The following is a 22,568-nucleotide window of genomic DNA, read 5'->3' as shown; positions in this document are numbered from 1 at the left end:
TGTCGACAGGTCTGGATATCAGAAGAATGGATACAAGACTTAAGGAAAACAGAACATGCTCCCAACCATGAAACAGATTCGCTATTTCATCGCGACGGCGGACTCCGGGCAGGTCTCTCAAGCGGCCAATGCCATGCACGTTTCCCAGTCAGCGATTACCACCGCCATTAAACAGTTGGAGGAGATGCTGAATGTGAACCTGTTTGTGCGTCAGCCTCATGGCATGTTGCTGACCTATGAGGGGAACCAGTTTTACCAACATGCCACGCACATTGTGAAGGAGCTGGAAGAAGCCATGTTACTTTCGCACCGCTCCGCCAATCAGGTTGAAGGCACAATTACCGTCGCCATGTCTTACACCGTGGCGGGATACTTTGTGCCACCCTACCTCACCCGGTTTCAGCGCAGCTACCCCAATGTGAACCTGAAGCTGGTGGAAGCCACCCGGGGGGATATCGAAGAAGGCGTGGTGTCAGGGGAATTTGATGTTGCCTTTATGCTGACGTCCAACCTAATTAACCAGGAAGACATCAGTTTCCAAACCCTGTTGAGTTCCCAGCGTCGATTGTGGCTCAGCTCCAGTCATCCTCTGCTGGAAAACAAAATGGTGACCTTCCACGATGTCGCTCAATATCCCTACATTATGCTAACGGTCGATGAGGCAAGTAATACCGCTCTGCGCTATTGGAACCAAACGCCCTATCAGCCCAATACCATTTTCCGCACCTCTTCCGTGGAATCCGTGCGCAGTCTCGTCGCCAATGATTACGGCATCACCATTCTGTCAGACATGGTTTACCGACCCTGGTCATTGGAAGGGAGAAGGGTGGAAGTGCGTCCACTGGCTGATCATGTACCGCCGATGGATGTTGGTTTGGTTTGGTCGAGAAAGCGCGAGCGTAGTGATGCGGTCACCGCATTCTGTGAATTTATGGAGCTTTCAGTGACGCCGGATAGCGGTTTTTCGCAACGGTACTGATCAGTTTCTAAGGATTAATCTGGTTTCACCTTTCAGGCCAAAAATTACCCAACGGGCAAGAATTGCGCAAATTTTGAGCAGTTTTTTGCCCGGGTATTTGGTTGAAATTCTCAAGTGTCTGTTTATCTGAAAAAACCTAATTGGCATATGTGTTGCCTGTGTGTATTGGTCGATACATACACTAGCTGCAGAAGGAATACGCAATGCCAACTCCATGCTATATCGCGATTGAAGGACAAACCCAAGGCAATATTACTGCCGGTGCATTTACCGCCGATTCTGTCGGTAACATCTATGTTGAAGGTCACGAAGATGAAATGCTGGTTCAGGCATTTGATCACATCGTGACAGTTCCCACCGACCCGCAAAGTGGTCAGCCGTCAGGTCAACGTGTCCACAAACCGTTCAAGTTCACCGTGGCGCTGAACAAAGCGGTACCCCTCATGTATAACGCACTGTCATCGGGTGAAATGCTGCCGAAAATTGAACTCAAGTGGTACAGAACGTCAGTAGAAGGTAAGCAGGAACACTTTTTCTCGACCATTTTGACAGACGGCACCATCATCGATATTGACTGCAATATGCCGCACTGTCAGGACTTAGAGAAAAAAGAGTTTACTCAGCTAGTGACTGTGTCCGTGGCTTACCGAAAAATCGATTGGGAACATACCGTCGCAGGTACATCAGGTGCCGACGACTGGAGAGCGCCGATCGAAGGGTAAAAGACTGGGTAAGCGTCGACTCAGTTGATGCTTACCCGTTATCCATCGAACAGATACCGCACAAGCGTCTAGGGATGGTTTAACGATGGCGAATGCGACAGGGCTACAGTTCACTTTTCAGACCAGCAGTCTGGATCTTTCATTGTTTGGTGTTCTTGGCTTTTCCGTTGAGGAGGGGCTTTCGACGCCCTTCGTGGCAAAAGTTGAGCTGGTAAGCCGTGAAGCAGGCGTTTCGCCTGACCAACTGGTAGACAAAGACGGCTTACTTTGCGTATGGAAAGACGGTGTGCTGTACCGGCAATTCCATGGCATCGTCAGCCGTTTTACCCGCGGGGACACCGGTCATTCGCAAACCTACTACTTTCTGGATCTGGTTCCTGCGCTGAAACGGTTGAGCCTGCGTCAGAACAGCCGGATCTTCCAAAGTGCTGATGCTGTTCAAATCATCTCTACGCTGCTGGAGGAGATGGGCGTTGATGATTTCGCGTTCTCACTGACACACACGCCTGCTACCCGCGAGTATTGTGTGCAGTATCGAGAGTCGGATTTAGATTTTGTCGAACGCTTGGCAGCTGAAGAGGGCATGTTTTACTTCTTCGAGCAATCAGGCGGTAAGCATTCTCTGGTGTTTGCGGACGACAGCTCCGTACTATCTGCTATTTCTACCCCACTGACTTACGAGCCAAACATTGGCGGCGTGGCTGAATATCCCTATATCCGTAGCTTCAAACCCTCCAGCGAAATGGGGGCGTCCAGTGCAACTCTCAAAGATTACAGTTTTAAAAAACCCGACTATGGGTTGGTGCACAGCCACACAGGGACAGATCTCAGCTTTCAGCGTACGAGTTATGAACACTATGACTATCCCGGACGGTTTAAAGACGACGGTTCGGGGAAACCTTTCACTCAGTTCCGGCTTGAATCTCTGAGGCGCGAAAGTCTGTCCGCTTCTTTGCTGAGCAATATTCCCGCCATCTCTCCGGGTCTGAAAATGACGGTTGAAGGGCCTGAAGACGCGTCTGACGTCAACATGGAATGGCTTGGTGTCAGGGTTATTCATATAGGTACCCAGCCTCAGGCAGCACAGGAATCGGGGGGCGAAGGCCAAACGACCTACAACAACGAGGCTTTGGTGATTCCGGCAACCAGAACCTGGCGTCCGATGCCGAATATCAAACCCCGTGTTGATGGTCCTCAAATTGCGATTGTCGTGGGGCCAGCCAATGAAGAAATCTTCTGTGATGAACATGGGCGGGTCAAAGTCCAGTTTCCTTGGGACCGAGTGGGGGAATGGAACGAAAACTCCAGTTGCTGGGTGCGTGTGGCACAGGGCTGGGCAGGGGCGAGCTATGGCGCTGTGAGTGTACCCAGGATCGGTCACGAAGTGATTGTCAGTTTTCTAGAAGGAGACCCGGACCAGCCGATTGTAACGGGAAGAACCTATCACGCTGCCAACCTTGTTCCACAGTCATTACCAGCGCATAAAACACAGACTGTGTTGCGGACGCAAACCCACAAAGGTGACGGCTTTAATGAGCTGCGCTTCGAAGATGAGTCAGGCAAAGAAGAGATTTATGTCCATGCTCAGAAGGATGTTAACCGCGTTATCGAAAATAACGAAGGCGACATTGTTGGTAATGACAGGCAACGGGACGTTAAGAATAACGAAACGGTAAAAATCGGTGATACCCAGAAGATCAGTGTCGGCAATGATCAACACATCAAGGTCAACCGCTTCTTGACGGAAACGGTCGGGATAGCCAGCACACTTACGGTGGGCGGGGCGTATCAAGTGACCGTCGGGGCTGCAAAAAATGAATCGGTCGCGTTGGTTAGCGCAGAGCAAGTTGGGACGATTAAATCCATTGTTGCGGGTAAATCGATTCACTCCAACACCAAGAAATACGTCGTTCAAGCGGAAAAAATCGTGCTCAGTACAAAGGGTGCAATGATTGAAATGGATGCATCCGGCATTTTGATTAAAGGCAATCAAGTCAAAATCAAAGGCAACGCAATTGATTTTTCGAGTGCGGGCGGTGGCGACAAAGAAGACAAGCCATTTAAAGAAAAATGCACCAAGGGGAAAGGGTAATGACAGTAACAGAAACCCTCAGTGCATCCTTACTCAAAGCCAAAAATCAAAGTGAAGAATGTCGCCTTTATGTCCTTCTCGACCCTTCACACAACGAGCAGCTCATCGCCGCGGTTCAGGGCATGTCGACGCGTCATCGTTGCCTGTTTGTCGGGGAAGATTTAGAAGAATTTCAGGAAGAATCGCCCTGGATAGCTGAAATTCTTGAAGGAGAGCCGCTTTTTGACTGGCTACTCAAAGAAACCTTTGGCAAACAGCAGGCACTGTACTTTGTCAGCAATCAGGGGATAGACAGCCTCTTCACCAAACTTCAAAGGGTCAAAGAGGTCGTCGAGCCGAGTGGGGAGTTGGTTTATTTCCGGTTTTACGACGCCAATACGCTGAACCGTTATTTACCTGTGTTTTCAGAAGGGCAGCGACGTGAGTTTTTCAGCGCCATGAACAGTGTTTACGCTGAGGAAGGGGAAGAGGGCTTCTTCACGTACACGCTGAATGGGGACGCGACCATGAACTGGTCGGTATCTGGCAACATTGAAGATTCAGGCATTTACCCACTTCCGGGATTAAAAACCGAAGAACATGACCCGTCTCTACCTTGGTTTTTCACCGAGGAGCAGCTTCAGTATCCGTTGTTCGCCCATCGTGACGAACTGATCGATGACTTGATTGAATACCTGGAGTATGAAGAAGTCGAAACGGTGCACTTCTATCCAAAAGGGTTTGTCCGAGCCATGGTTAATCAGGGCATAGAGCACTGTTTTACTTACAAAGTTCTGGACCTTATCCATATGCGGCTTTTCATTAACCTGATGTGGACGATCAACCCCCAGTTTCATCTACAACCCTCCATACATCAGGTGTTATCCCAATCATCCAGCACAGAAGAAAAGTTCGATATGCTGCTGTCTGATGACTTTGAGGAAGTCTGGATACGTGCTGGCGCAGAAAAATACAAGGATTGGTGGCCTGAGGGTGAGGGGGCGTCATGAGTAACGAATATACGCGTTTGTTAGAAGAAGCCAGAGACAAAAAGCTATGGGAAGAAGCGGGAGAGATTGCCAAAAACAACCCGCAGATCATCACAGATATCACAGGGATTTTTGACCCGACACCGGCAAGTGATGGGATTTCTGCCGTCATTTCGGCGGCAAAAGGGGACTGGCTTGGAGCCGGTTTGTCACTAGTTTCTATGATCCCTTATGCGGGGGATGCATTGGCAAAGCCTGCTAAGTTTGCCAAATATGGGAGCAAGGTTCAGGGACTGGTCGGGCTGATGTTTAAGAAGTTCGACAATGTCGCCTCGATGACCAAGTCTTATGAAAGCGTCTTGTCCGCTACACAGGTGATGAAAGCTAGGATGCAAGCGCTGAGAAAAGCCAGAGCTCAAATGATTGATGCGCGTAAAAGGGCCTTTAAGTGCAAAAAATGCGAGCAATTTAAGCGCAAACACAAAATGCCATCTAACCGAAAAGGAACATGGAATCCACCCGGTGCCAATGACCCGAAAAGCCCGAATTTTGGCTCAGGGAAACTGACGTTTAACAAACCTGTGGACCTTCCAAACCCGCCTGGTGGTCAGGTTAAATCAATCGATTATCAGGATGGTTTTCCTGTATTTAAGGACAAACACGTTCATGGCAGGGTGAGAGTTACTGATTTGAGCAACAACGTCGCAACTGACAGCGCATTGTTGAAGCAACAGGGGATCACGGCTCCCGGTAAAGATTGGACTCTACACCATTTTGAAGATGGTACGCTGGGTTATGTCCCTTCCAAGCTACACTCCAAAGCAAGCCACACAGGTAGCCGTTCAATCATGGACACGGATGCGTTCTAGCGACGAATTAATGAGGAAAGATATGCCGTCGAACATTGAGACACTAAGTCAGCAAATCGTTTGGAAGCCTATTGATGCTGAGGACGGGGAAACACCCGAGCTGTTTTGTTCGACTGAAGAACAAGTGCTATCAGTGGAAGCATTTCTCAATACCAAGTTACCCCAAGATTACAGATGGTTCCTCAGAAATGTAGGGAGACGCTTGATTGAGGATCAGAGAATTGAAGTCAGAGTGAACGGTATATCGCTGGAATTTTTAGACTGGTTTCGGGATGCCGTTGATGTATTGACATTCACCATGATGGCAAGCGATGTCGATGATGATGGTGACGCCCGCATTCCACCGAATTTAGTGGTGATGGAAAGCTCCATTTCCCGAGACTTATTGTTGCTTGATGTCTCCGAGAACAACTACGGGAAAGTCTGGTACATGAATGGCTATCAAGGCGAAAAAGACTGGTCTGGACACAATTACGAAGGACTTGTGCTTTTGGCTGACTCATTCACCGAGCTGTTGGAAAAGATTGTCCAATATGAACCCAACTGAAATCAGCCAACCAACACCTGTTTCACAAGGAGACGCAAATGAACAAAGAGAAACTGTTGTCGTTTTGGAAGCAGGAAATAGTTAGCACGGAAGACCTCGGTGACCGTTTGTCTTCTCAAGAAGCAATATCGGATTTTGAGGCCAAGCATGGTGTTGTGTTACCAGAGGGGTTCAAATCTTTTCTGACAGAATACGGCGCGTGTAGTTTTAATGACCTTGAACAGAACTTTTGCGTTTATATGTTGGATGTAGGCGAACGCAGTGTGCCGGGTTTTGTGGCGCATAACTTCATTTACAACGTGGATGATATTGAAGATACGCTGTTTGAGTTGAACGAGGAACTACCTGATTTCTGGGAAACGGATGCCGCGTTGATCCCACCCGCCATGATCCCCATTGCTGACAGCTTGGCCGATGACAATGGCTACCTTCTGATGAACTTGGCGGAGAAACATTATGGCTCTTTGTGGCATTGGCGGTTTACCCAGAATGCATGGGGAGACAAGGGAAATGATTCCATCATCTTGATTGCCAATAGCTTCGAAGACTGGCTTGAAAGTCTGGTGACATATGACGAAGCCGAATTGATCGTGGCTCAGGGTGGGAGCAGTGTCTGATTCCAATCATGTGATTGAGCAGCTTTGTAAAGATATTTCTTGGAGTTCAATCGCCGAGGAGTGTGAAACGAAAGACGTTTATTGTGCAACGGAGCAAGAGCTGGTCGCGATTGAAACGTTTCTGAATCGTAAGCTACCGAAGGATTATCGATGGTTTATGAAAAGCTATGGGATGCGAAGCTTCGAAGATGAAAGAGTGCATCTCAAGTTGAGTGGAATTTCGCTGTCTTTTCTCTCTGCATTCTTGGCTGCCGACTCAGCACTTGTTGTCACCCAAATGTACTCTGATGATGGTGAAGACAGAAGAATCCCGGATGAAAGTTTGATCATTGCGGATTCTATTTCCGGTGATTTTTTAGTGATGGATCTTTGTGACGAGCGATTTGGCTTTATCTACTTTCTCAGCAATCTGAAACCATGGGGAGCTTTTGAAGACAGTGACTACCTTGTTTTAATTGCCGAGTCGCTGACAGATTTGCTGTTAAAGATTGTAGAGAATGACTCGGCTGAGGAGCCTGATTTCAATATCCCTGACGAAATGACTCGATGAAACAGCCGGAAAAAATCGCCAAATGTTCAACAGCAATCATCGCGACAGAATATGGAAATCTTCCCGATGTTTTCCTGCATCATTATTTTCAGCAACCGGCAGCGACACTGGCGGTTTCAAGTGAGACATTGTTAGCAGGGCTTTCAAACAATACGAGTTACCGCCGCCTTTCGGGGCTACCTAAAAGGGCGGTGAGATTTAAGGCTAATAGCATCATCGAGCCCCAAGATTATTTACCCAAATTAGGCGTAGTGAGTTGGAAAGATTGCGTTGGTATGGCAATGCTGCCCAAAGGGTTGCTTCACCCAGAAAGTCAAAATGAAGTGCTATCGTGCTGGCTGACAAACCTATCGGACCGAATGGCTCAGGTACTTCATGCGTATGTCGTAGATCAGGTAACACCGAGGCTGTATTTGTTTCCATATCATGACTTTTCTGCGCGCTCTGAATACCGACTGGCAGTTTCCGGAGGGGCATTATTGGACGCTCGTTGTTATCGGCAACGGCAAGATTTTCAAGCCGGTTACCGAGAAGCGATCAAAAAGTGGTGGCTCGGCCTTGGGGATGATGTCGCGCAACTTGAACAACCTCTACTGATTGATGTTGTTTTGGATACATCGAGAGGGTTTGCGATCATTGATGTGAACCCAAACCTTCACTTATATCAATGAGGTTTTGCTATGGGTAAACCTGTTTCTTTACTTGGCCACATGCATGTCTGCCCCAAAGTAGAACCCGGCCCAGTACCTCATGTGGGAGGTCCAATCATCGATGCTGGCCAATCGCTAGTGAAGGTCAATGGTATTCCTGTCGCAGTGGTCGGAGGCAAGGCAATTTGCACCGGTGTAGGTATGCCTGATGACCTGAAGCAAGGCTCCTCTTTGGTGAAAATTAACGGAAAAGCCGTGGTGAGAATGGGAGACGGTTGCGCGCATGGTGGTCAGGTGGTGCAAGGATGGCCGACCATTACCATGAGCTAACCTGAAAGACTCTTTTCTCAACGTACTTTTGTGCGGCTTTGTTCCCTTCAACTTTTCTGGGAATGGGCGCTGCCATTCTCTCTTTTATGACGCTCCGAAAGACTCATTTTCCTGCCTATTGACAAGTCTACTTATATAAATGTTATGTTATAACATATCAATTCAATCCGCGGGCATCAGATGAAAGGAACTCATCAACCCATACTCTCATTGGCTAACTTCTGTGCTGATAGCCTCTCAGGTTGGCGCGCGGTGTCTGACGTGACGTTTTCTGTTTCCGCAAACGAATGCATCGCTGTTATCGGACCTAATGGCAGTGGGAAATCGAGTTTGCTTAAAGCCATCACGGGTGAATACCGGAAAGTGGCGGGTGAACTCTGGCTTGAAGGCTGCGCTGAAGAAAATCTGAATCGCTTATACCGGGCGAAAAGAGTGGCGGTGGTTGCCCAGCATGAACATGTCGACCCAAGGTTGAGTGTGAGTGAATATGTCGGTTTGGGTCGGGTGCCACATACCTTCTGCTGCACTGAAAAAGAGCATCAACGTGCCGTCAAACAAGCCATTCATGACACAGGTTTGTCTGCCAAAGAAAATCGCCTGTTCGGCTCTCTCTCCGGGGGTGAAAAACAGCGTGCCAGCATTGCCCGCGCATTTGCTCAAGAGCCCAAACTTTTGCTTCTGGATGAGCCTACCAATCACCTTGACCCATTGGCGCGTCTTGAGCTGCTCGACTTGATTAAACAGCGCGGCATCGCGTCGATTGCAGTGCTGCATGATTTACCTCTAGTCGCGCCTTTTGCGGACAAAGTAATTTTGATGTCCGGGCAGAAAATGGTGACCTGCGCGTCCCCCAACGAGGTGTTGCAGGACGCATTCATTACCCCCGTTTTTGGTCTTCGTGTATTTCCACTCAGCCATCCCCAAATCAACAACACGGTGCATCATTTTGAAGCCGCACCGTCCCATTAAGCCATGCCATTAATAGGAGCTGCACAATGAAGTGGTCAGTCGCATCGACGCTGTTCTTCCTTTTTCCCATCGCAATCGCTAATGCCAAAAGCACGGAATATCCGGTCACGGTCGATAACTGTGGGAGTCCACTGACAATTGAAAAGCGCCCGAATGCTGCTGTGTTTCACGACATCAACATGACGGAAATGGCTTTTGCACTTGGCTTGGAAGACAGCATGGTGGGTGTGACGGGCATTACAGGTTGGTACAAGATGTCTCCTTCTTTTGAAAAAGCACTGGGCGACATTCCTGAACTGGCACCCAAGTATCCTTCGCTGGAAACCCTGATTGCGGCTAAAACCGACTTCTTCTTTGCCGGCTGGAACTACGGGATGAAAGTCGGTGGCGAAGTGACTCCGGAAACCCTCAAGCCTTATGGCATCGACACCCTTGTACTCTCGGAAAGCTGTATTCACACCAACAAGCTGGAGCAAGGCGCCAGCATGGCGTTGCTCTACGATGACATCAAAAAGCTGGGTGTGATTTTTGACAAGCAGGATGAAGCGGCAGCTTTGGTGGAAGCCTGGCAAGCCAAAATGAAAACGGTCACTTCTCAAAGCAACGCAGAAAACAACGCGCCGAAGGTCTTTCTGTTTGATTCCGGTGAAGACAAGCCATTCACCGCAGGTAAATTCGCGATGCCTAGCGCAATGATCAAAGCGGCGGGTGGGGAAAATGTCACTGATGACATGGAAACCAGCTGGGCCAGAACGTCATGGGAACATGTCGCGACAGAAAACCCTGATGTGATTATCCTTTTGGATTATCAAACCGCCAGTGGCGCAGATTCATTGAAAACTTTCCTGGAACAACATCCTTTGATGAAACACACGAATGCGGTAAAGGATGGTCGCTATGTGAAGCTGCGTTATGAGCAGTTAACGCCGGGACCCGCCAATATTCAGGCAATCGAAAAGCTCGCTCAGGCCTTCTATCCGCAATAACCTAGAAAGCAACTAGATTGATTGCAGGAATCAACAAGTATCGCGCAGCATGGCTACTGGGAATCAGTGCCATGCTGATTGCTTTTGTGTTGAGTTTGCAGTTTGGAACTGTGCCGCTTTCCTTGGAGCAGGTGCTTATAGGCTTGGGCGCGTTCAACGAAGACGACGCCAGTATGATAAGCCGTATCCTAATGGATTTGAGGTTACCCAGAGCAATCCTCGCACTGATTGCAGGCGCTGGTTTAGCCTTGGTGGGTGCACTGCTTCAAACCACCACACGCAATGATTTGGCGGATCCTTTCCTGTTTGGTTTGTCTTCCGGTGCGTCGGCAGGAGCGGTATTAGTTATTACCAAGCTTGGTGATGCACTTGGCATATGGTCTCTGCCTATTGCTGCATTTGCAGGAGGAATCGTCTCAGCCGCAGCGGTGCTGATGCTCTTTTCCCTCCAGAAAAAGCAAGGCGACAACAACATTGTCCTGTGTGGATTAGCCATCTCCTTTTTGTTTGGTGCTGTGACCAGCTTTCTTATCTATTCTGGTGACCAACGTGCTGCGAGCTCAATTTTGTTCTGGACGATGGGCGGACTGGGTTTAGCCCGTTGGGATAACCTGATTTTTGCCGCTGTGGGCGTGCTCTGCTTGGTGGTTCTGATTCTGGTGCGATACCGGGAGTTGGATACCTTGCTTGTCAGCGAGCAAACGTCCCACTCGCTGGGTATCAATGTTCACAGGCTGCAAAGTGAAGTATTCCTGTGCTGCGCTTTTTGTACAGCTTCGATTGTTGCACTCACCGGTGTGGTTGGCTTTGTGGGATTAATGGTGCCTCATCTGGTGCGCCCATTTTCAGGGATGACCCACAAGCGCGCGTTGCCCCTCATTGCATTGTGGGGCGCGGTGATCTTAACCCTTGGTGATCTTGTTAGCCGCACCATTCTGGCACCACAGGAACTGCCAGTCGGTATTGTGACAGCGGCCTTGGGCGGTTTGTTTGTGCTCTATCTTGTGTGGAAGAAGCCTGCCCGTTGAAAGAATAGAGAGTGTGGTCAAGTTTTCCTCAATACTGTTGAGAGCGCAAAAACTGTAATGACGACGATCTCACTGTTTTGTTGTTTTCTTGACCATTTGGTAAATGAAGACGCTAAGCTCCTCGGTTAAATGGCATCTCGTAGAGGCAGCAAACGACGTATTGCTTTTTCAACGGAACAATCACGGTAGAATTATGCAAAGAAAAACGCGCTCAATCATGTTCAGCACAGTGGTGCTGTTTTTGGCTGCTATCAGCAGCTCAGAGGCGTTTGCGCACGCCGTCGCGGAAGGCGACAAAGGTTATATTCAGGAAATCACAGGCACACATATCTTCGCTTTTATGTACCTCGGTGCAAAGCATATGGTGACGGGTTACGACCACATCCTCTTCCTGTTAGGCGTTATTTTCTTTCTCTACAGACCAAAGCACATAGCGCTTTATGTCAGCCTGTTTGCGCTGGGGCATTCAACGACAATGCTACTGGGCGTCTATTTCAACATTGGTATCAACAGTTACATTATTGACGCCATTATTGGCCTTTCTGTGGTTTACAAAGCCATGGATAACCTCGGTGCCTTCCAGCGCTGGTTTGGTGTCCAACCCAACACCAAACTTGCCACCTTGCTATTCGGCTTCTGTCACGGCTTTGGTTTGTCATCCAAAATCATTGATTACGATATCTCGCCCGATGGATTGGTGCCGAATCTTCTTGCTTTCAACATCGGGGTAGAGCTTGGTCAACTCTTGGCTTTGGGGGCGATACTGATTTTGATGGGGTATTGGCGTCGGCATACCCACTTTTATCGCCAGGCTTATTCTGCCAATGTTGTGATGATGAGCCTCGGTTTTATGCTGATCGGATATCAGTTAACGGGCTACGTCGTCGCGCAGCATTAAGAGAAGGAACTCAACATGTATAACTCCGATATGCCCACCCGCGCGGAATTGCCCACGTCGAAACAGCTTATCCGCTCAACGCTGATTGCGCTTGTCACCGCTATCGTCTTGCTGGTGACAGTGATTTTGCCAGCGGAGTATGGCATTGACCCAACGGGTATTGGCCGGGTATTGGGGCTTAAAGAGATGGGTGATATCAAAACGCAGTTAGCCCAAGAGGCGGCAGCAGATAAAGCCACCAATAGTTTAGCTGTCACGTCAGATAACATGGACGTAGAAGCACTCACTATTACCGAGTTTCAGGGCGAAAAACCCGTCTGGAAAGACCGGGTGCTGTTGGCCCTTAAGCCCGGACAAGGGGCGGAAGTGAAGTTGTTGATGCAGCAGGGAGAGCAAGCGATATTTGAATGGAAAGCCAAAGGTGGGGCTGTGAATTTTGACGCACATGGTGATGGGAATGGCAATGTGGTCAGCTATGAAAAGGGCCGCGGTGCGACTGAAGATCAAGGTGTGCTAACGGCTGCATTCACGGGCAACCATGGCTGGTTTTTCCGCAATCGCAATGACCACACTGTGATGGTGATATTGCGCACCAGCGGTAAGTACTCCGAAGTTAAGCGAATGTTTTGAGCAGCAGGTGACAAATTTTTTTCCCGTACATGTCGAAAATTGCGGATTGGGATCGTCCTTGTAACGAGAACCATCATTAAGCAAGGAATTTGGAAATGAAATACATGCTACTGCTTTACGCTGCACCGGATAAAGAGCCTCAATACGGAACGCCAGAATTCGATGAAATGATGGCCGCATTTGCCGCAACCAGCGACGCTTATGAGAAAGATGGGGTGCTGGTGGGTGGTGAAGGGCTGCAAGATATCGAAACAGCGACGTCTTTACGGATAAAGTCCGGCAAGGTGGAAATTATGGATGGCCCCTTTGCGGAAACACGCGAGCATCTGGGCGGCTATTACGTGCTCGACGTTGCGGATCTGGATGCGGCCTTGAAATATGCCGAGATGATACCTGTCGCCCACTTCGGCACCATAGAGGTGCGGCCGCTGTTGGTCTTTGATCAAGAAAGCTGACAGATGGAAAATAACGCCCCCAAAGCTATCGCGGTAGGTCACCTTATTGATGAGGTATTACGCCGCGATCGGGGGCGGATTTTGTCTGGGTTGATTGCCAGACTGGGAAATTTCCAATTGGGTGAAGATGCTCTGCAGGAAGCGTCAATTTCTGCGCTCAAGCATTGGAGCCGGGATGGTGTTCCGCAAGATCCGGTTGCGTGGCTGATGAAGGTGGGGCTGAACAAAGGGATAGATCAAATCCGTTCCTCCCAACGTGAAGCTCAGAGAAAAACCGATCTCGATTTAGTCGCCCAAGACGCACAAGAACAAGCGGGTGTAGATGTTGCGGAAGTCATCCCTGATGAACGACTGCGATTGATTTTCACCTGTTGCCATCCTGCGCTTGAGGAAAAGTCCCGCGTTGCGTTAACGCTGCGTACTGTTTGCCATCTAACGACCCGGGAGATTGCAGCAGCCTTCCTCGATAACGAGCAAACAATGGGACAGCGCTTGTCCCGGGCCAAAGCGAAGATTCGGTCCAAAGGCATCAGCTTTTCTGTTCCCGAAAAAGGGATATGGACGGACAGGCTGGACACGGTGCTGTCCACGATATACCTGATTTTTACCACTGGCTATGTCACAGAAGATAAGGGGCCGCGATACCTGTGTGAAGAAGGCATTTTTCTGATGCGCCTTTTGCACAACCTTTGCCCGAACGATCCGGAAATCGAGGGTGCGCTTGCCTTGATGCTGCTGACCGATGCCCGGCGGGGTGCAAGAATCGACGCTGAAGGAATTTTGGTGCCAGTCGAAGCTCAAAACGAAACGCTTTGGTTAAGTGATGCAGTGACAGAGGCGATAGGTATTCTTGAAAACGCCATCGAGCGTGGGCAATCTGGCCCTTTTCAAATCAAAGCCGCCATCACGGACTGCCATATGATGCGACCTAAACCAGACTGGCTGCAGATAGCCTTTCTCTACAGATCACTTTGGCACTTTGAACCCACCCCCGTTGTCGCACTGAACTGGTCTGTGGCCATGGCAGAAGCCGGTCAACCTGAACTCGCGTTACAAAAGATGGATGAGCTGAAACCCAAGCTTAAAAACTATCAACCTTGGTACGCGGCTCGCGCTCATGTGCTGGAGAAGCTTGGCGAGTTCAGCGGCGCTCATGAGGCATACCTGCAGGCGATTAAGACAGCACCACATGATGCATCCCGAAAGCTGCTGGAACGAAAAGTACGCGCGTTGCATCAATCCTGTTAGCCAGACTCTTACCGGTGAAAAATTAACACTCCCCAGTCTTTTCATCTCCAGTTGGGCGCTACACTCCGCGTCCTTCGGCGACGGGCCGATATTGAGAGATTGAAAGATGAAAATGAAATCCTGGTTTTCTGTGGTTTGTCTGTCTTTGGGCTTATTGGGTGCGAGTGCAAGCGCTCAGGCAGATGACGATATCACGCTGGGTCGAACGATTGTGTTTGAAAACACGGATTACGGTGCACCGATTCCACTGCTAGTTTGTCGCCGTGTTGAAGCTATTCAGGTAAAAGCTGACCGCGACATGTACTTGAGAAAGGTCGTGGCAACGTTTAAAAACGGCGACACCAAGACGTTCCGTTTCTACCGAAATATCAAGGAAGATGACAACACGGACTGGCGTGAACTGCCTTACAAACGTTGTGTGAAGAAGCTGGAAGTTTTCGGTGAGTCGAAAAACTCATCGGCGGGTGTGAGAGTTTACGGTCGAACTTAGTGGTGGCTCTAAAAACCAACGAGTCCCAAAAATAGTTCAAAAAATCGTCACATTCGTTTGCTAGCCTCGAATTAGGTTTAGGAAAAACCTCAACGACGAGAGGTATGCAGTATGAAGCTGGTGAATGTACTTAGCGGCGATATCGTCAGAGAATCGGATAATTTGGAAGAGCTCAAAGCGCTGGGTGTTAGTATCGCAATGCGAGAAGGTGCGAAATCTACTTACTGGAGCTTTGAAGAAGCTCCCAGACATCGTATCTCTGGCAAACAGGCCCTCAGTCTGAGAGATGAAGAAGGTGCGATCTATCGTATCTTCCTCCCCAAATAGAATTTTAAAAGGCAGCATTGATGCTGCCTTTTTTGTGCTTGTCATCTTTCCGTTCATCATTCAGTGGTGTAAAGGCAACAATTCAAAGGCAAGAAAAGGGCCGAAAAATCAGCATGTAAAGAAAATGAATCGGCGCGATGAATTTTCGGCGAGATTCACAAATCACTTTTCATTTCTGGCATATGGTGAAGTCATCCAAGGTCGACATGACGAGTGTATGGAAGCTGTTGTAGATTTGATTATCTCGACTGGTATTGACGACTTTATTATGCGAAAAGCGGGTCTCCACGGCTGACTGGGAAACCAAACAATCACAGAAACGTGAATAAAATAATCATCGCTTTTGGGTTTATTCGCTTTTATCTCTTTACCTCGTAAACAAAGGTCACCCGCATCAGTGGCCTTTTCTCATTTGGGCTCACACTTCGTAACAACAAATTGAATGCGGCTGACGCATGGCATTCAGACTCGCGCTGCTCTTCTGATATTATCTTGCAGATGGAAAGCGTGTGCTTTCGACAAGATGTTTTTGGGAGAATCTCTGAATGGATCTGAAAGGTCTGGAAAAATACCTGGCGCTGAACCACATCGACTTTAAATCAGCGACTGATAACGATGGATTGCTGATTAACCTTGGTTTTCTCGTAGGGCGCGTGCACGTGCGTTACGAAGAAGATACTAAGACCTTCAACTTCAATGACAAGCCACGCTGGGTTATCCAAATCGTGCTGATGGCACTGATGCTTTATTTCCTCGCAACCAACTTCACTCTTTACTCCCAGCTGCAGCTTTATACCTGTATTGCTGTTACCGTCGCGATGTTCGGTATCTTTGGTTATAAAGAATCCCGCATCAAGAAGCTGAAAGATGCGGTGAAGGAAGACAACCCGTCGGCTAGTTAGCCTTGATTGAGGCTCAGGGAGGAGTGATGGAATATCAGGTTGTTGCCAACCCAACAGAGCAGGACATCATGGATGTGCGCGGAGGTTTACGGGCGTTCAACGATCCCTTTGTTGAGCATCTGAATGAAATGCAAATGGCCGTGTTTGTCCTCGATGAAAGCGGGCAAAGACGTGGTGGTATTGTCTCGCGCTTTTGGGGGAACTGGATGCACATCCTTTTCCTCTGGATTGACCCAGCGCTGAAAGGGGGAGGTGTTGGCAAAACGCTGATGCAGAAAATGGAAGCTGAAGCAGTCGGCAAAGGCTGTAAAGCTGCCATGGTCGATACTTTCAGCTTTCAGGCAAGACCGTTTTATGAGTCTATGGGTTATCACAACCAAATGACGCTGGATGCCTTTCCCGGCGATGAGCATCAGCTGCACTTTCTTACCAAAAAGCTGGTGGATTAAACCATGTTGACAGGACTGAATCACATCACGCTGGCGGTATCTGATTTGGAAAGATCGTTGGCGTTTTACCTTGATGTGCTGAGCTTTAAAGGCCATGTCAAATGGGATGGAGGCGCTTACCTTTCTTTGGGTGAACTTTGGCTTTGTCTCTCTGTAGGTAAGCCCTGTGAGAAAAGTGATTACTCACACATTGCGTTGAATATTGACACTGAAGATTTTAGTGCGTTTGCCGCAGGGCTACGTGAAAAAGGTGTGACCGAGTGGAAGCAAAACCGCAGTGAGGGAAGCTCACTTTACCTTCTGGATCCGGATGGACATAAGCTCGAAGTGCATGCTGGCGATCTTCAAAGCAGGTTGGATAGCCTGAGAGAAAAACCCTATTCGGGGTTGGAGTGGCTTTAACAGCAAACCGTATTTCTCAGGCATAACTTTAGCGGTTTCATCCTGATGTGTGAGCTATGCCATAATGCCATCTTAGTAATTAGAGGTCACTTCACGCTAGCGCCCATTCTTGCTTCCTTGTAGCCCATTAAAAAGATATTATTTGTCCATCAACTTCGTGCATTTTAGCGTGCGTTTCTAAGCGCCGGGTTATGTTGGCAACCCAAAGATTTCGTGTTGGTTAAACCACTCTAATAATCACTTTTTCATCGCATCGCGAAATCCAGCTCTAACTTGCTTGAGTCGATCGTTTTTCACGTCTGAATGTTTGTCGACGTGGCCTTTCTATTTTACTGGAGAGATTCGAATTGCATTACTATCGATGGTATGCAGTTTATACCCATTTCAACGAGGAAAACCTTCTCCTTGATTACCTGCTTTCACAAGGGTATGAAGCTTATTTGCCAGAGCGCAGGTTCTGGGAAACGGTTGGCAACAAGCGCAGAATCGCTTATGAGCCGCTGTTTAAGTGCCACCTGTTTGTGCGCGCGACGCAGGCAGGTCTGCAGAAGGTGAAACAAGCACCGGGCTTTTCCCATTTGGTGCGCCATGGAAAATACGTGGCGACCATTCCTGAATCGCACATCGTCAAAATGAGAACGATTCTTTACTACTACGAAGATGCAACCTCGATCTCTAACGACGATGTTGATGGTGTAACCGTGGCAGTGGTGAGCGGTCACCTCACCGGCATGACAGGCATTCTTCCCCATGGCGAGGGAGAAAGGCCGGTCGCGATGGAAATTGACCACCTTGGCTATTCCATCAATGTAAAGGTACCCATGGAAACCATCTTCCAAACCAAAGTGCCTTCGCTTATCTCATAGATCACTCCGAACACTTTGATAAGGGGCAAGCCAATGGCTTGCCTTTTTAATATGTTTTTCATTTATCTACTCTTTAAATCTCCTTCCTGACGGGCGTCTGTCTGTGAAGTCCAAGTTTCTGACCTTCAAACAGAACCAGATCCTGACATGATGAACATCATGCCGTGTGTCACGGAAGGTAGCGAATACAGCTTGGCATGCGTCCAAAGGCAATAAATCTGGTTTCTCCGGAAGAAGGTAACTGTCGTGGCATCGTAGATGTGACTGAATACCTTGGTGCGGATATCTATGTAGTTGTTGATTGTGGTGAGCTCGGCAAAATAACTGTTCGCACCGATGGGGAAAGCGAGGTAAGAGCTGGCGACAACGTGGGTCTCCAGTTCCATACTAACAAGCTTCACTTCTTCGACGCGGAAGGATTATCTGTCGCGCAATCATGATCAAGTGTCTTCGGTTTTTCGAGTTTACTGAAGGCACACATTCTCCATTTGATGCAGTTCTTTCTTCCAGTGAACTGCAAAACACTCCCCCGGCATTTTCTCCTTGGATGCCGGGCTTTTTTTGCTACTTGAGTGGTACAAAAGTATTGATATCAATACCTGTATCATTTTGGAGGCAAATTTATCGAGACGAATTCAATACCCTTCTCGCAGCCAAGAAAAGTACTGGCTGAGATACGAGTTAATAACTAAAAAGGATATTTGATGAATCTGGAGCATTTAAAAAAATATATACGGATGGCGGGGAGCCTTGGCCTGGCGCTTTTGTCTTCAACGGTCTTGGCGGGAAACTATACGGCAAAGGATTTTCCCGATGGCCAATTACCGAACAACGACAACAACATCACGTTTACGACTTACAACGGAAACTGGGTGGGCGAGATAAAATTCCCCACAGCGCCTCAGGACAAAACCATTGTGAATCTGGTTTCCAAGGCGGGTTATACCTCTTCAATCAGTCATGACTCTCTGGATTTTGAAACCGTTTATCTCTACACCAATGACTCGGTGACGTTCCGCTATGATGCTGCCACCAAAGCGTGGGGTATGGACATAGATTTCCAGACGCCAAACAAGGTGGGGGATACCATCAAGAACGATGCGGGACAGCGTTTTGTTCGCTATCACATGTACGACGGGAACTGGACGCGGGCGGTTAAATTACCGGAAAACGTTAATCAGCTTCAGGGTATTGTGATTACTTCAAACGCGTCTTGGACATCACGCATTGATGACGCGCAACTGGGAGCCAAAAGTACTGCCTCCATACGCACTAAAGATAAGTATGTGCTGGTGTATAACAGGCAATATAAGAAGTGGTTCTTCAAATCAGCGCCGGAGCGTTTTATCAATGCGCGCGATATTAAAGACGGTGTGGTACCCGCTCCTTATTCGCCAATGACAGTGGTGCAGTTTGCAGATGCTAACTACATCGGCAATATTTCGTTGCCCAGACAGGGCAAAGAGGGAGACATAGTGTCAATCCGCTCCCGCGCTACTTGGAACGCCACTATTATGAATACCCGCACCGACTTGGGCGCGCCTCTCACACTCAGAACCGGTCAGGAATATGTGTTCGTATATCGTGGTGACCGTAATCTGTGGAGTTTGTATAAGAGCCCAGAAGTACGCTTGAATGCGCGTGATGTGAAAAACGGTGAGTTGAATATCACCACGCCCGATACCCACGTTTATTTTGCCAACGCAAACTATGTGCGAAACCTGAAGTTGCCAAACAGTGGCGAAGGCACCCGCGTTCATGTAAAAACGGATGCCGCATGGTCGTTTGTCGTATCAGGGCAGGGTATGAGCCCAAACAGGCTTTACCGTGGCGAATGGGCAACCTTTGTGGTCAATGGCAGTGGAAACTGGGAACGCGAAACTGTCACCATCGATTTACTGGCTTACTACAGCCATCGAAACGTGCAGAAAATTGGCGAAACCAAATCACGTGCCCGTTTGGTGGAAGGCTTCGTGAAAACCAATGAAGCGCTGTTGAATTCAGGGGCGAACTTCCGTTTCCGCATGGTTTCTCTTGAGAAATTCCAGACGCCGGATACCTGGCTGAGACTTGGTGATGTGCTGCGCGAAATACGCTCAAATCCAGTTGCCCAGCAACGACGTGATGCCCTGAAAGCGGACGCGATTTACTATGAGGGTACAGAAAGTGGTTGCGGCTTAGCGTATGTGAAATCCAGCCGTTTCAACATGGTGGCGTCGGGCTCGCTGAACTGTGACACCAATGTTATGCGTCATGAATTGGGACATAACATGGGATTGAATCATGGGGTACTGACGCCAGATTTAGCACGCAGTATCGCGGTTGGTTACTCTGCGGAACGCACCGTGATGGGTGGCAATGCGATCCCATATTTCTCTACGCCAGAAAAGCTCTCTCCAAACACTAAGCTACCGCTGGGTTTTGACAATCAGATCGACGGCGTAAAGGCAATGAATAACTTCTCGAAGCAGGTGTCGGAATATAACTAATTCGCTCCCTTAGATCGAAAAAGCCCTCCAATGTTTGGAGGGCTTTTTATTGGTTAAATTTCCGCGTCGGTTTCTGCGCACCCCCTGAACAGCTTTTAAATGGCGTTCCAGTTACTCAGTTCAACACAGCGGCCTTCATACAAAACCTGACTATCCGGCGTTTCACCGATGGTGACGATCAGTTCTGAACTGTTCTTCAATTGTTGCCATTCTGCGCGGGAAAGAAAACGCGTGTCGTTGATGTTTCTCAGCGTGTCGATGCGCGTAACTTCTCGGGATTCTTTGTCCCGCATCCACACAGTGGCCGTTTCCGGCGGCAACTCCGATTCACGCAGGTTTCGCTGCAGACGCAGTGTAGACTTTGCATCCCCTAATCCGCGATACGCCACAATGGCAAACAGGTTGTGTTCTTGCTCAGAGGACATCAAAGCAAAGTAGTTAGCAGGCTGAACAATAATCGGCCCTTTCTTTGGAGCCTCTGGTGGCATGATACTGGGGCTTATCAACACGCCAATAACCAGAGAAAAAGCCAGTGACATGGGCGTGGTGACAGCCTTCCACCAAGGCTTTTTCGATCGGGTTCTTGGCTCTTCTCGTTGAGGGTAAACTGCGTTAGTGATATTGCGCCAGACCCGCTCCGGCGGTTTGGTAAAGGCCCAATCTAAACTTGCATCGATAGAAGGGGTGATGCCTTGAAAATGCTGCTGCCAATGTTCAATGTGTTCCCACCAACTTGGGTCTTGATTCATCAGAAATTCCAGACGACGTTGAACTCTGGGTTTGAGCGTGCCGAGCACATATTCAGCGGCAAGCCTGTCTCGTAACTTTGTGGATTGGTAGCGCTTGGCAACGGTTAATTTAGGCATCGTTTCAGCTCCATCAGTCCGCGTCGAATCCAGGATTTCACCGTTCCGAGTGGGGATTTTACATGTTCGACAATTTCTTCATGGCTCATGCCGTGCTCATAGGCGAGGACGATGGCACTGCGCTTTTCTGGTGTGAGGGCTTGCAGGCAGTAACTCAGCTTCTGGTGTTCAGGATGTGCGTTGTGTTCCAGCATCGCCAGACCTTTATCGGCCTCTGACATGGGGTCAGAGACCGATTCTTCCTTTGAATAGCGAGCCTTTCTCAGTTCATCAATGGCGAGGTTCCGCATACTCTGACATAGCCAAGCCCAAGGGTAATCAATAGGGTAGCTGTGCTGTCTGAACCAGAGTTTCAGAAAACCCTCCTGTAGTAAATCTGCAGCCAATCCTTCGTCTTTGACAATAGAAACCAGTAAATGATAAAGGCGCGAACCTGTGAGCGAATAGAGCGCTTCAAAAGCGCTCCGATCTTTCAATGCAATGCGGGAGAGCAACTCACCGACTTCCTTGGTATCGAGACTCAAAAATCACCTCATAGCGGCACCATGTGCCAGATGTCCTTCACGCCATCTCCTGTCGTTTGACCCGGCGCGGTATCTTTAATCCATCGGTAAAGCGGCATACCTTTGTATGTCCACTGAACGTTCCCATCCTTGCGCTCTGTTACCCCAAAATCACCGGACAATGTCAGTGATGCCATGTTCTGCGTGTCCACCAAAGCGGGTGGCCAATAAGCGGCGCAGTTGCCGTAGCAGTTGGAGATACCCTTTTCATCGTTATCAAAGGTATAGAGGGTAAAATTGTTGTCATCCACCAGATAGCGGCGGTTATCATCGTTATATAGTCGGACTGTCACATCATCGGCACGCGCTAAAGGCCAAACGCCTTTGATACCTGCTCCTTCGATATCGCCTGTCTTCATGTCTTTAAACCAGCGGTAAAGTGGTGCGCCCTGATAAGCCCATTGTTTACTGCCGTCGTCGCGACGAATAACGCTGAATCCAGACTGACTGCCATACAACATTTCTGTTGCTGGATTGACTGGAAGAGGCGGCCATTTTGCTGCGCAGCCATCATTACAGATGGACCTGTCCTTTTTGTCTTTGCTGAAGGTGTAGAGCGAGCGTCCGTTCGGATCGACAAAGACCTCACCTGCAGCGGTGTTGACAGTGTTGTCTGCGGCAATAGCCAGCGCTGGAAGCGCCAACAAAGTGCCGACAAGCATGTGTTTGTGCATGG

At 48.8% G+C, this 22,568-nt stretch carries 29 protein-coding genes; 26 read left to right on the top strand and 3 right to left on the bottom strand.

Annotated features, from left to right (window positions below):
* Positions 1 to 55 precede the first annotated feature (55 nt).
* From K6Q96_RS24370 to K6Q96_RS24245, 26 genes are all read left to right on the top strand, one after another.
* Complete coding sequence (locus K6Q96_RS24370; RefSeq protein ID WP_002540649.1) at positions 56 to 979, top strand: LysR substrate-binding domain-containing protein; 924 nt, start codon at positions 56 to 58, stop codon at positions 977 to 979.
* Positions 980 to 1,182: 203 nt separating this feature from the next.
* Positions 1,183 to 1,701: an Hcp family type VI secretion system effector gene (locus K6Q96_RS24365; protein WP_002540653.1), complete on the top strand. Its 519-nt coding sequence runs from the start codon at positions 1,183 to 1,185 to the stop codon at positions 1,699 to 1,701.
* An 85-nt stretch (positions 1,702 to 1,786) separates the two neighbouring features.
* The gene (locus tag K6Q96_RS24360; RefSeq protein WP_251881019.1) at positions 1,787 to 3,793 is read left to right on the top strand and encodes a type VI secretion system Vgr family protein; all 2,007 of its coding nucleotides are present in this window, start codon (positions 1,787 to 1,789) and stop codon (positions 3,791 to 3,793) included.
* The gene (locus tag K6Q96_RS24355; protein WP_251881017.1) at positions 3,793 to 4,782 is read left to right on the top strand and encodes a DUF4123 domain-containing protein; all 990 of its coding nucleotides are present in this window, start codon (positions 3,793 to 3,795) and stop codon (positions 4,780 to 4,782) included. Before K6Q96_RS24360 ends, K6Q96_RS24355 begins: the two co-directional genes overlap by 1 nt.
* On the top strand, positions 4,779 to 5,630 hold the full coding sequence (locus K6Q96_RS24350) for an HNH endonuclease (protein WP_002540656.1): 852 nt from the start codon (positions 4,779 to 4,781) through the stop codon (positions 5,628 to 5,630). The genes K6Q96_RS24355 and K6Q96_RS24350 overlap by 4 nt, the downstream gene beginning before the upstream one ends.
* A gap of 22 nt (positions 5,631 to 5,652) precedes the next feature.
* Positions 5,653 to 6,177, top strand: a complete 525-nt coding sequence (locus K6Q96_RS24345) for an SMI1/KNR4 family protein (protein ID WP_251881015.1) — start codon at positions 5,653 to 5,655, stop codon at positions 6,175 to 6,177.
* A 38-nt stretch (positions 6,178 to 6,215) separates the two neighbouring features.
* Positions 6,216 to 6,794: an SMI1/KNR4 family protein gene (locus tag K6Q96_RS24340; RefSeq protein ID WP_251881013.1), complete on the top strand. Its 579-nt coding sequence runs from the start codon at positions 6,216 to 6,218 to the stop codon at positions 6,792 to 6,794.
* Positions 6,787 to 7,344, top strand: a complete 558-nt coding sequence (locus K6Q96_RS24335) for an SMI1/KNR4 family protein (protein WP_251881011.1) — start codon at positions 6,787 to 6,789, stop codon at positions 7,342 to 7,344. The genes K6Q96_RS24340 and K6Q96_RS24335 overlap by 8 nt, the downstream gene beginning before the upstream one ends.
* A complete protein-coding gene (locus K6Q96_RS24330) occupies positions 7,341 to 8,015 on the top strand; it encodes a hypothetical protein (RefSeq protein WP_251881008.1) in 675 nt (224 codons plus the stop codon). The genes K6Q96_RS24335 and K6Q96_RS24330 overlap by 4 nt, the downstream gene beginning before the upstream one ends.
* 9 nt (positions 8,016 to 8,024) lie before the next feature.
* Positions 8,025 to 8,324, top strand: a complete 300-nt coding sequence (locus K6Q96_RS24325; protein ID WP_002540662.1) for a PAAR domain-containing protein — start codon at positions 8,025 to 8,027, stop codon at positions 8,322 to 8,324.
* Between the two features lie 180 nt (positions 8,325 to 8,504).
* On the top strand, positions 8,505 to 9,293 hold the full coding sequence (locus K6Q96_RS24320; RefSeq protein ID WP_251881006.1) for an ABC transporter ATP-binding protein: 789 nt from the start codon (positions 8,505 to 8,507) through the stop codon (positions 9,291 to 9,293).
* A gap of 26 nt (positions 9,294 to 9,319) precedes the next feature.
* Positions 9,320 to 10,279: an ABC transporter substrate-binding protein gene (locus tag K6Q96_RS24315; protein WP_251881004.1), complete on the top strand. Its 960-nt coding sequence runs from the start codon at positions 9,320 to 9,322 to the stop codon at positions 10,277 to 10,279.
* A 71-nt stretch (positions 10,280 to 10,350) separates the two neighbouring features.
* The gene (locus tag K6Q96_RS24310) at positions 10,351 to 11,307 is read left to right on the top strand and encodes a FecCD family ABC transporter permease (protein WP_062713131.1); all 957 of its coding nucleotides are present in this window, start codon (positions 10,351 to 10,353) and stop codon (positions 11,305 to 11,307) included.
* A 193-nt stretch (positions 11,308 to 11,500) separates the two neighbouring features.
* Complete coding sequence (locus tag K6Q96_RS24305; RefSeq protein ID WP_434802178.1) at positions 11,501 to 12,205, top strand: HupE/UreJ family protein; 705 nt, start codon at positions 11,501 to 11,503, stop codon at positions 12,203 to 12,205.
* A 15-nt stretch (positions 12,206 to 12,220) separates the two neighbouring features.
* Positions 12,221 to 12,835, top strand: coding sequence for a transmembrane anchor protein (locus K6Q96_RS24300; RefSeq protein WP_251881002.1), 615 nt, complete (start codon positions 12,221 to 12,223; stop codon positions 12,833 to 12,835).
* A gap of 95 nt (positions 12,836 to 12,930) precedes the next feature.
* Positions 12,931 to 13,290, top strand: a complete 360-nt coding sequence (locus K6Q96_RS24295) for a YciI family protein (protein ID WP_251881000.1) — start codon at positions 12,931 to 12,933, stop codon at positions 13,288 to 13,290.
* A gap of 3 nt (positions 13,291 to 13,293) precedes the next feature.
* Positions 13,294 to 14,538, top strand: coding sequence for an RNA polymerase sigma factor (locus K6Q96_RS24290; protein ID WP_251880997.1), 1,245 nt, complete (start codon positions 13,294 to 13,296; stop codon positions 14,536 to 14,538).
* Positions 14,539 to 14,644: 106 nt separating this feature from the next.
* Positions 14,645 to 15,028, top strand: coding sequence for a DUF2541 family protein (locus K6Q96_RS24285; RefSeq protein WP_251880995.1), 384 nt, complete (start codon positions 14,645 to 14,647; stop codon positions 15,026 to 15,028).
* A gap of 111 nt (positions 15,029 to 15,139) precedes the next feature.
* On the top strand, positions 15,140 to 15,355 hold the full coding sequence (locus tag K6Q96_RS24280) for a hypothetical protein (RefSeq protein WP_251880993.1): 216 nt from the start codon (positions 15,140 to 15,142) through the stop codon (positions 15,353 to 15,355).
* A complete protein-coding gene (locus K6Q96_RS24275; protein ID WP_251880991.1) occupies positions 15,324 to 15,650 on the top strand; it encodes a hypothetical protein in 327 nt (108 codons plus the stop codon). Before K6Q96_RS24280 ends, K6Q96_RS24275 begins: the two co-directional genes overlap by 32 nt.
* Before the next feature lie 250 nt (positions 15,651 to 15,900).
* Positions 15,901 to 16,257, top strand: coding sequence for a hypothetical protein (locus K6Q96_RS24270; RefSeq protein ID WP_251880989.1), 357 nt, complete (start codon positions 15,901 to 15,903; stop codon positions 16,255 to 16,257).
* A gap of 26 nt (positions 16,258 to 16,283) precedes the next feature.
* Positions 16,284 to 16,706, top strand: coding sequence for a GNAT family N-acetyltransferase (locus tag K6Q96_RS24265; protein ID WP_251880987.1), 423 nt, complete (start codon positions 16,284 to 16,286; stop codon positions 16,704 to 16,706).
* 3 nt (positions 16,707 to 16,709) lie between these two features.
* Positions 16,710 to 17,108 (top strand): fosfomycin resistance glutathione transferase, encoded by a 399-nt coding sequence (gene fos / locus K6Q96_RS24260; RefSeq protein WP_251880985.1) that lies wholly within the window; start codon positions 16,710 to 16,712, stop codon positions 17,106 to 17,108.
* 347 nt (positions 17,109 to 17,455) lie between these two features.
* Complete coding sequence (locus K6Q96_RS24255) at positions 17,456 to 17,974, top strand: transcription termination/antitermination NusG family protein (RefSeq protein WP_251880983.1); 519 nt, start codon at positions 17,456 to 17,458, stop codon at positions 17,972 to 17,974.
* A gap of 197 nt (positions 17,975 to 18,171) precedes the next feature.
* Positions 18,172 to 18,414 (top strand): TOBE domain-containing protein, encoded by a 243-nt coding sequence (locus K6Q96_RS24250; protein WP_251880981.1) that lies wholly within the window; start codon positions 18,172 to 18,174, stop codon positions 18,412 to 18,414.
* 264 nt (positions 18,415 to 18,678) lie between these two features.
* On the top strand, positions 18,679 to 20,463 hold the full coding sequence (locus tag K6Q96_RS24245) for a zinc-dependent metalloprotease family protein (RefSeq protein ID WP_251880978.1): 1,785 nt from the start codon (positions 18,679 to 18,681) through the stop codon (positions 20,461 to 20,463).
* A gap of 95 nt (positions 20,464 to 20,558) precedes the next feature.
* Here the strand turns inward: K6Q96_RS24245 and K6Q96_RS24240 are convergent, their stop codons facing one another.
* From K6Q96_RS24240 to K6Q96_RS24230, 3 genes are read right to left on the bottom strand one after another with little or no spacing between them, the layout of a single operon-like run.
* Positions 20,559 to 21,329 (bottom strand): hypothetical protein, encoded by a 771-nt coding sequence (locus K6Q96_RS24240; RefSeq protein WP_251880976.1) that lies wholly within the window; start codon positions 21,327 to 21,329, stop codon positions 20,559 to 20,561.
* Complete coding sequence (locus tag K6Q96_RS24235) at positions 21,317 to 21,853, bottom strand: RNA polymerase sigma factor (RefSeq protein WP_251880974.1); 537 nt, start codon at positions 21,851 to 21,853, stop codon at positions 21,317 to 21,319. Before K6Q96_RS24235 ends, K6Q96_RS24240 begins: the two co-directional genes overlap by 13 nt.
* A gap of 8 nt (positions 21,854 to 21,861) precedes the next feature.
* Positions 21,862 to 22,566, bottom strand: coding sequence for a hypothetical protein (locus tag K6Q96_RS24230; protein ID WP_251880972.1), 705 nt, complete (start codon positions 22,564 to 22,566; stop codon positions 21,862 to 21,864).
* Positions 22,567 to 22,568 lie beyond the last annotated feature (2 nt).

The organism is Grimontia kaedaensis, assembly GCF_023746615.1.
GTDB classification, from domain to species: domain Bacteria; phylum Pseudomonadota; class Gammaproteobacteria; order Enterobacterales; family Vibrionaceae; genus Enterovibrio; species Enterovibrio kaedaensis.
Note: the sequence above shows the minus strand (reverse complement) of the source record. Positions and strands in the feature narration are given on the sequence as shown.

What these genes read in the sequence shown, in the direction of transcription:
- K6Q96_RS24370 (WP_002540649.1), top strand. Translation starts at nt 56, where the DNA reads ATGCTCCCAACCATGAAACAGATTCGCTATTTCATCGCGACGGCGGAC.
- K6Q96_RS24365 (WP_002540653.1), top strand. Translation starts at nt 1,183, where the DNA reads ATGCCAACTCCATGCTATATCGCGATTGAAGGACAAACCCAAGGCAAT.
- K6Q96_RS24360 (WP_251881019.1), top strand. Translation starts at nt 1,787, where the DNA reads ATGGCGAATGCGACAGGGCTACAGTTCACTTTTCAGACCAGCAGTCTG.
- K6Q96_RS24355 (WP_251881017.1), top strand. Translation starts at nt 3,793, where the DNA reads ATGACAGTAACAGAAACCCTCAGTGCATCCTTACTCAAAGCCAAAAAT.
- K6Q96_RS24350 (WP_002540656.1), top strand. Translation starts at nt 4,779, where the DNA reads ATGAGTAACGAATATACGCGTTTGTTAGAAGAAGCCAGAGACAAAAAG.
- K6Q96_RS24345 (WP_251881015.1), top strand. Translation starts at nt 5,653, where the DNA reads ATGCCGTCGAACATTGAGACACTAAGTCAGCAAATCGTTTGGAAGCCT.
- K6Q96_RS24340 (WP_251881013.1), top strand. Translation starts at nt 6,216, where the DNA reads ATGAACAAAGAGAAACTGTTGTCGTTTTGGAAGCAGGAAATAGTTAGC.
- K6Q96_RS24330 (WP_251881008.1), top strand. Translation starts at nt 7,341, where the DNA reads ATGAAACAGCCGGAAAAAATCGCCAAATGTTCAACAGCAATCATCGCG.
- K6Q96_RS24325 (WP_002540662.1), top strand. Translation starts at nt 8,025, where the DNA reads ATGGGTAAACCTGTTTCTTTACTTGGCCACATGCATGTCTGCCCCAAA.
- K6Q96_RS24320 (WP_251881006.1), top strand. Translation starts at nt 8,505, where the DNA reads ATGAAAGGAACTCATCAACCCATACTCTCATTGGCTAACTTCTGTGCT.
- K6Q96_RS24315 (WP_251881004.1), top strand. Translation starts at nt 9,320, where the DNA reads ATGAAGTGGTCAGTCGCATCGACGCTGTTCTTCCTTTTTCCCATCGCA.
- K6Q96_RS24310 (WP_062713131.1), top strand. Translation starts at nt 10,351, where the DNA reads ATGCTGATTGCTTTTGTGTTGAGTTTGCAGTTTGGAACTGTGCCGCTT.
- K6Q96_RS24305 (WP_434802178.1), top strand. Translation starts at nt 11,501, where the DNA reads ATGCAAAGAAAAACGCGCTCAATCATGTTCAGCACAGTGGTGCTGTTT.
- K6Q96_RS24300 (WP_251881002.1), top strand. Translation starts at nt 12,221, where the DNA reads ATGTATAACTCCGATATGCCCACCCGCGCGGAATTGCCCACGTCGAAA.
- K6Q96_RS24295 (WP_251881000.1), top strand. Translation starts at nt 12,931, where the DNA reads ATGAAATACATGCTACTGCTTTACGCTGCACCGGATAAAGAGCCTCAA.
- K6Q96_RS24290 (WP_251880997.1), top strand. Translation starts at nt 13,294, where the DNA reads ATGGAAAATAACGCCCCCAAAGCTATCGCGGTAGGTCACCTTATTGAT.
- K6Q96_RS24285 (WP_251880995.1), top strand. Translation starts at nt 14,645, where the DNA reads ATGAAAATGAAATCCTGGTTTTCTGTGGTTTGTCTGTCTTTGGGCTTA.
- K6Q96_RS24280 (WP_251880993.1), top strand. Translation starts at nt 15,140, where the DNA reads ATGAAGCTGGTGAATGTACTTAGCGGCGATATCGTCAGAGAATCGGAT.
- K6Q96_RS24270 (WP_251880989.1), top strand. Translation starts at nt 15,901, where the DNA reads ATGGATCTGAAAGGTCTGGAAAAATACCTGGCGCTGAACCACATCGAC.
- K6Q96_RS24265 (WP_251880987.1), top strand. Translation starts at nt 16,284, where the DNA reads ATGGAATATCAGGTTGTTGCCAACCCAACAGAGCAGGACATCATGGAT.
- fos (WP_251880985.1), top strand. Translation starts at nt 16,710, where the DNA reads ATGTTGACAGGACTGAATCACATCACGCTGGCGGTATCTGATTTGGAA.
- K6Q96_RS24250 (WP_251880981.1), top strand. Translation starts at nt 18,172, where the DNA reads ATGCGTCCAAAGGCAATAAATCTGGTTTCTCCGGAAGAAGGTAACTGT.
- K6Q96_RS24245 (WP_251880978.1), top strand. Translation starts at nt 18,679, where the DNA reads ATGAATCTGGAGCATTTAAAAAAATATATACGGATGGCGGGGAGCCTT.
- K6Q96_RS24240 (WP_251880976.1), bottom strand. Translation starts at nt 21,329, where the DNA reads ATGCCTAAATTAACCGTTGCCAAGCGCTACCAATCCACAAAGTTACGA.
- K6Q96_RS24230 (WP_251880972.1), bottom strand. Translation starts at nt 22,566, where the DNA reads ATGCACAAACACATGCTTGTCGGCACTTTGTTGGCGCTTCCAGCGCTG.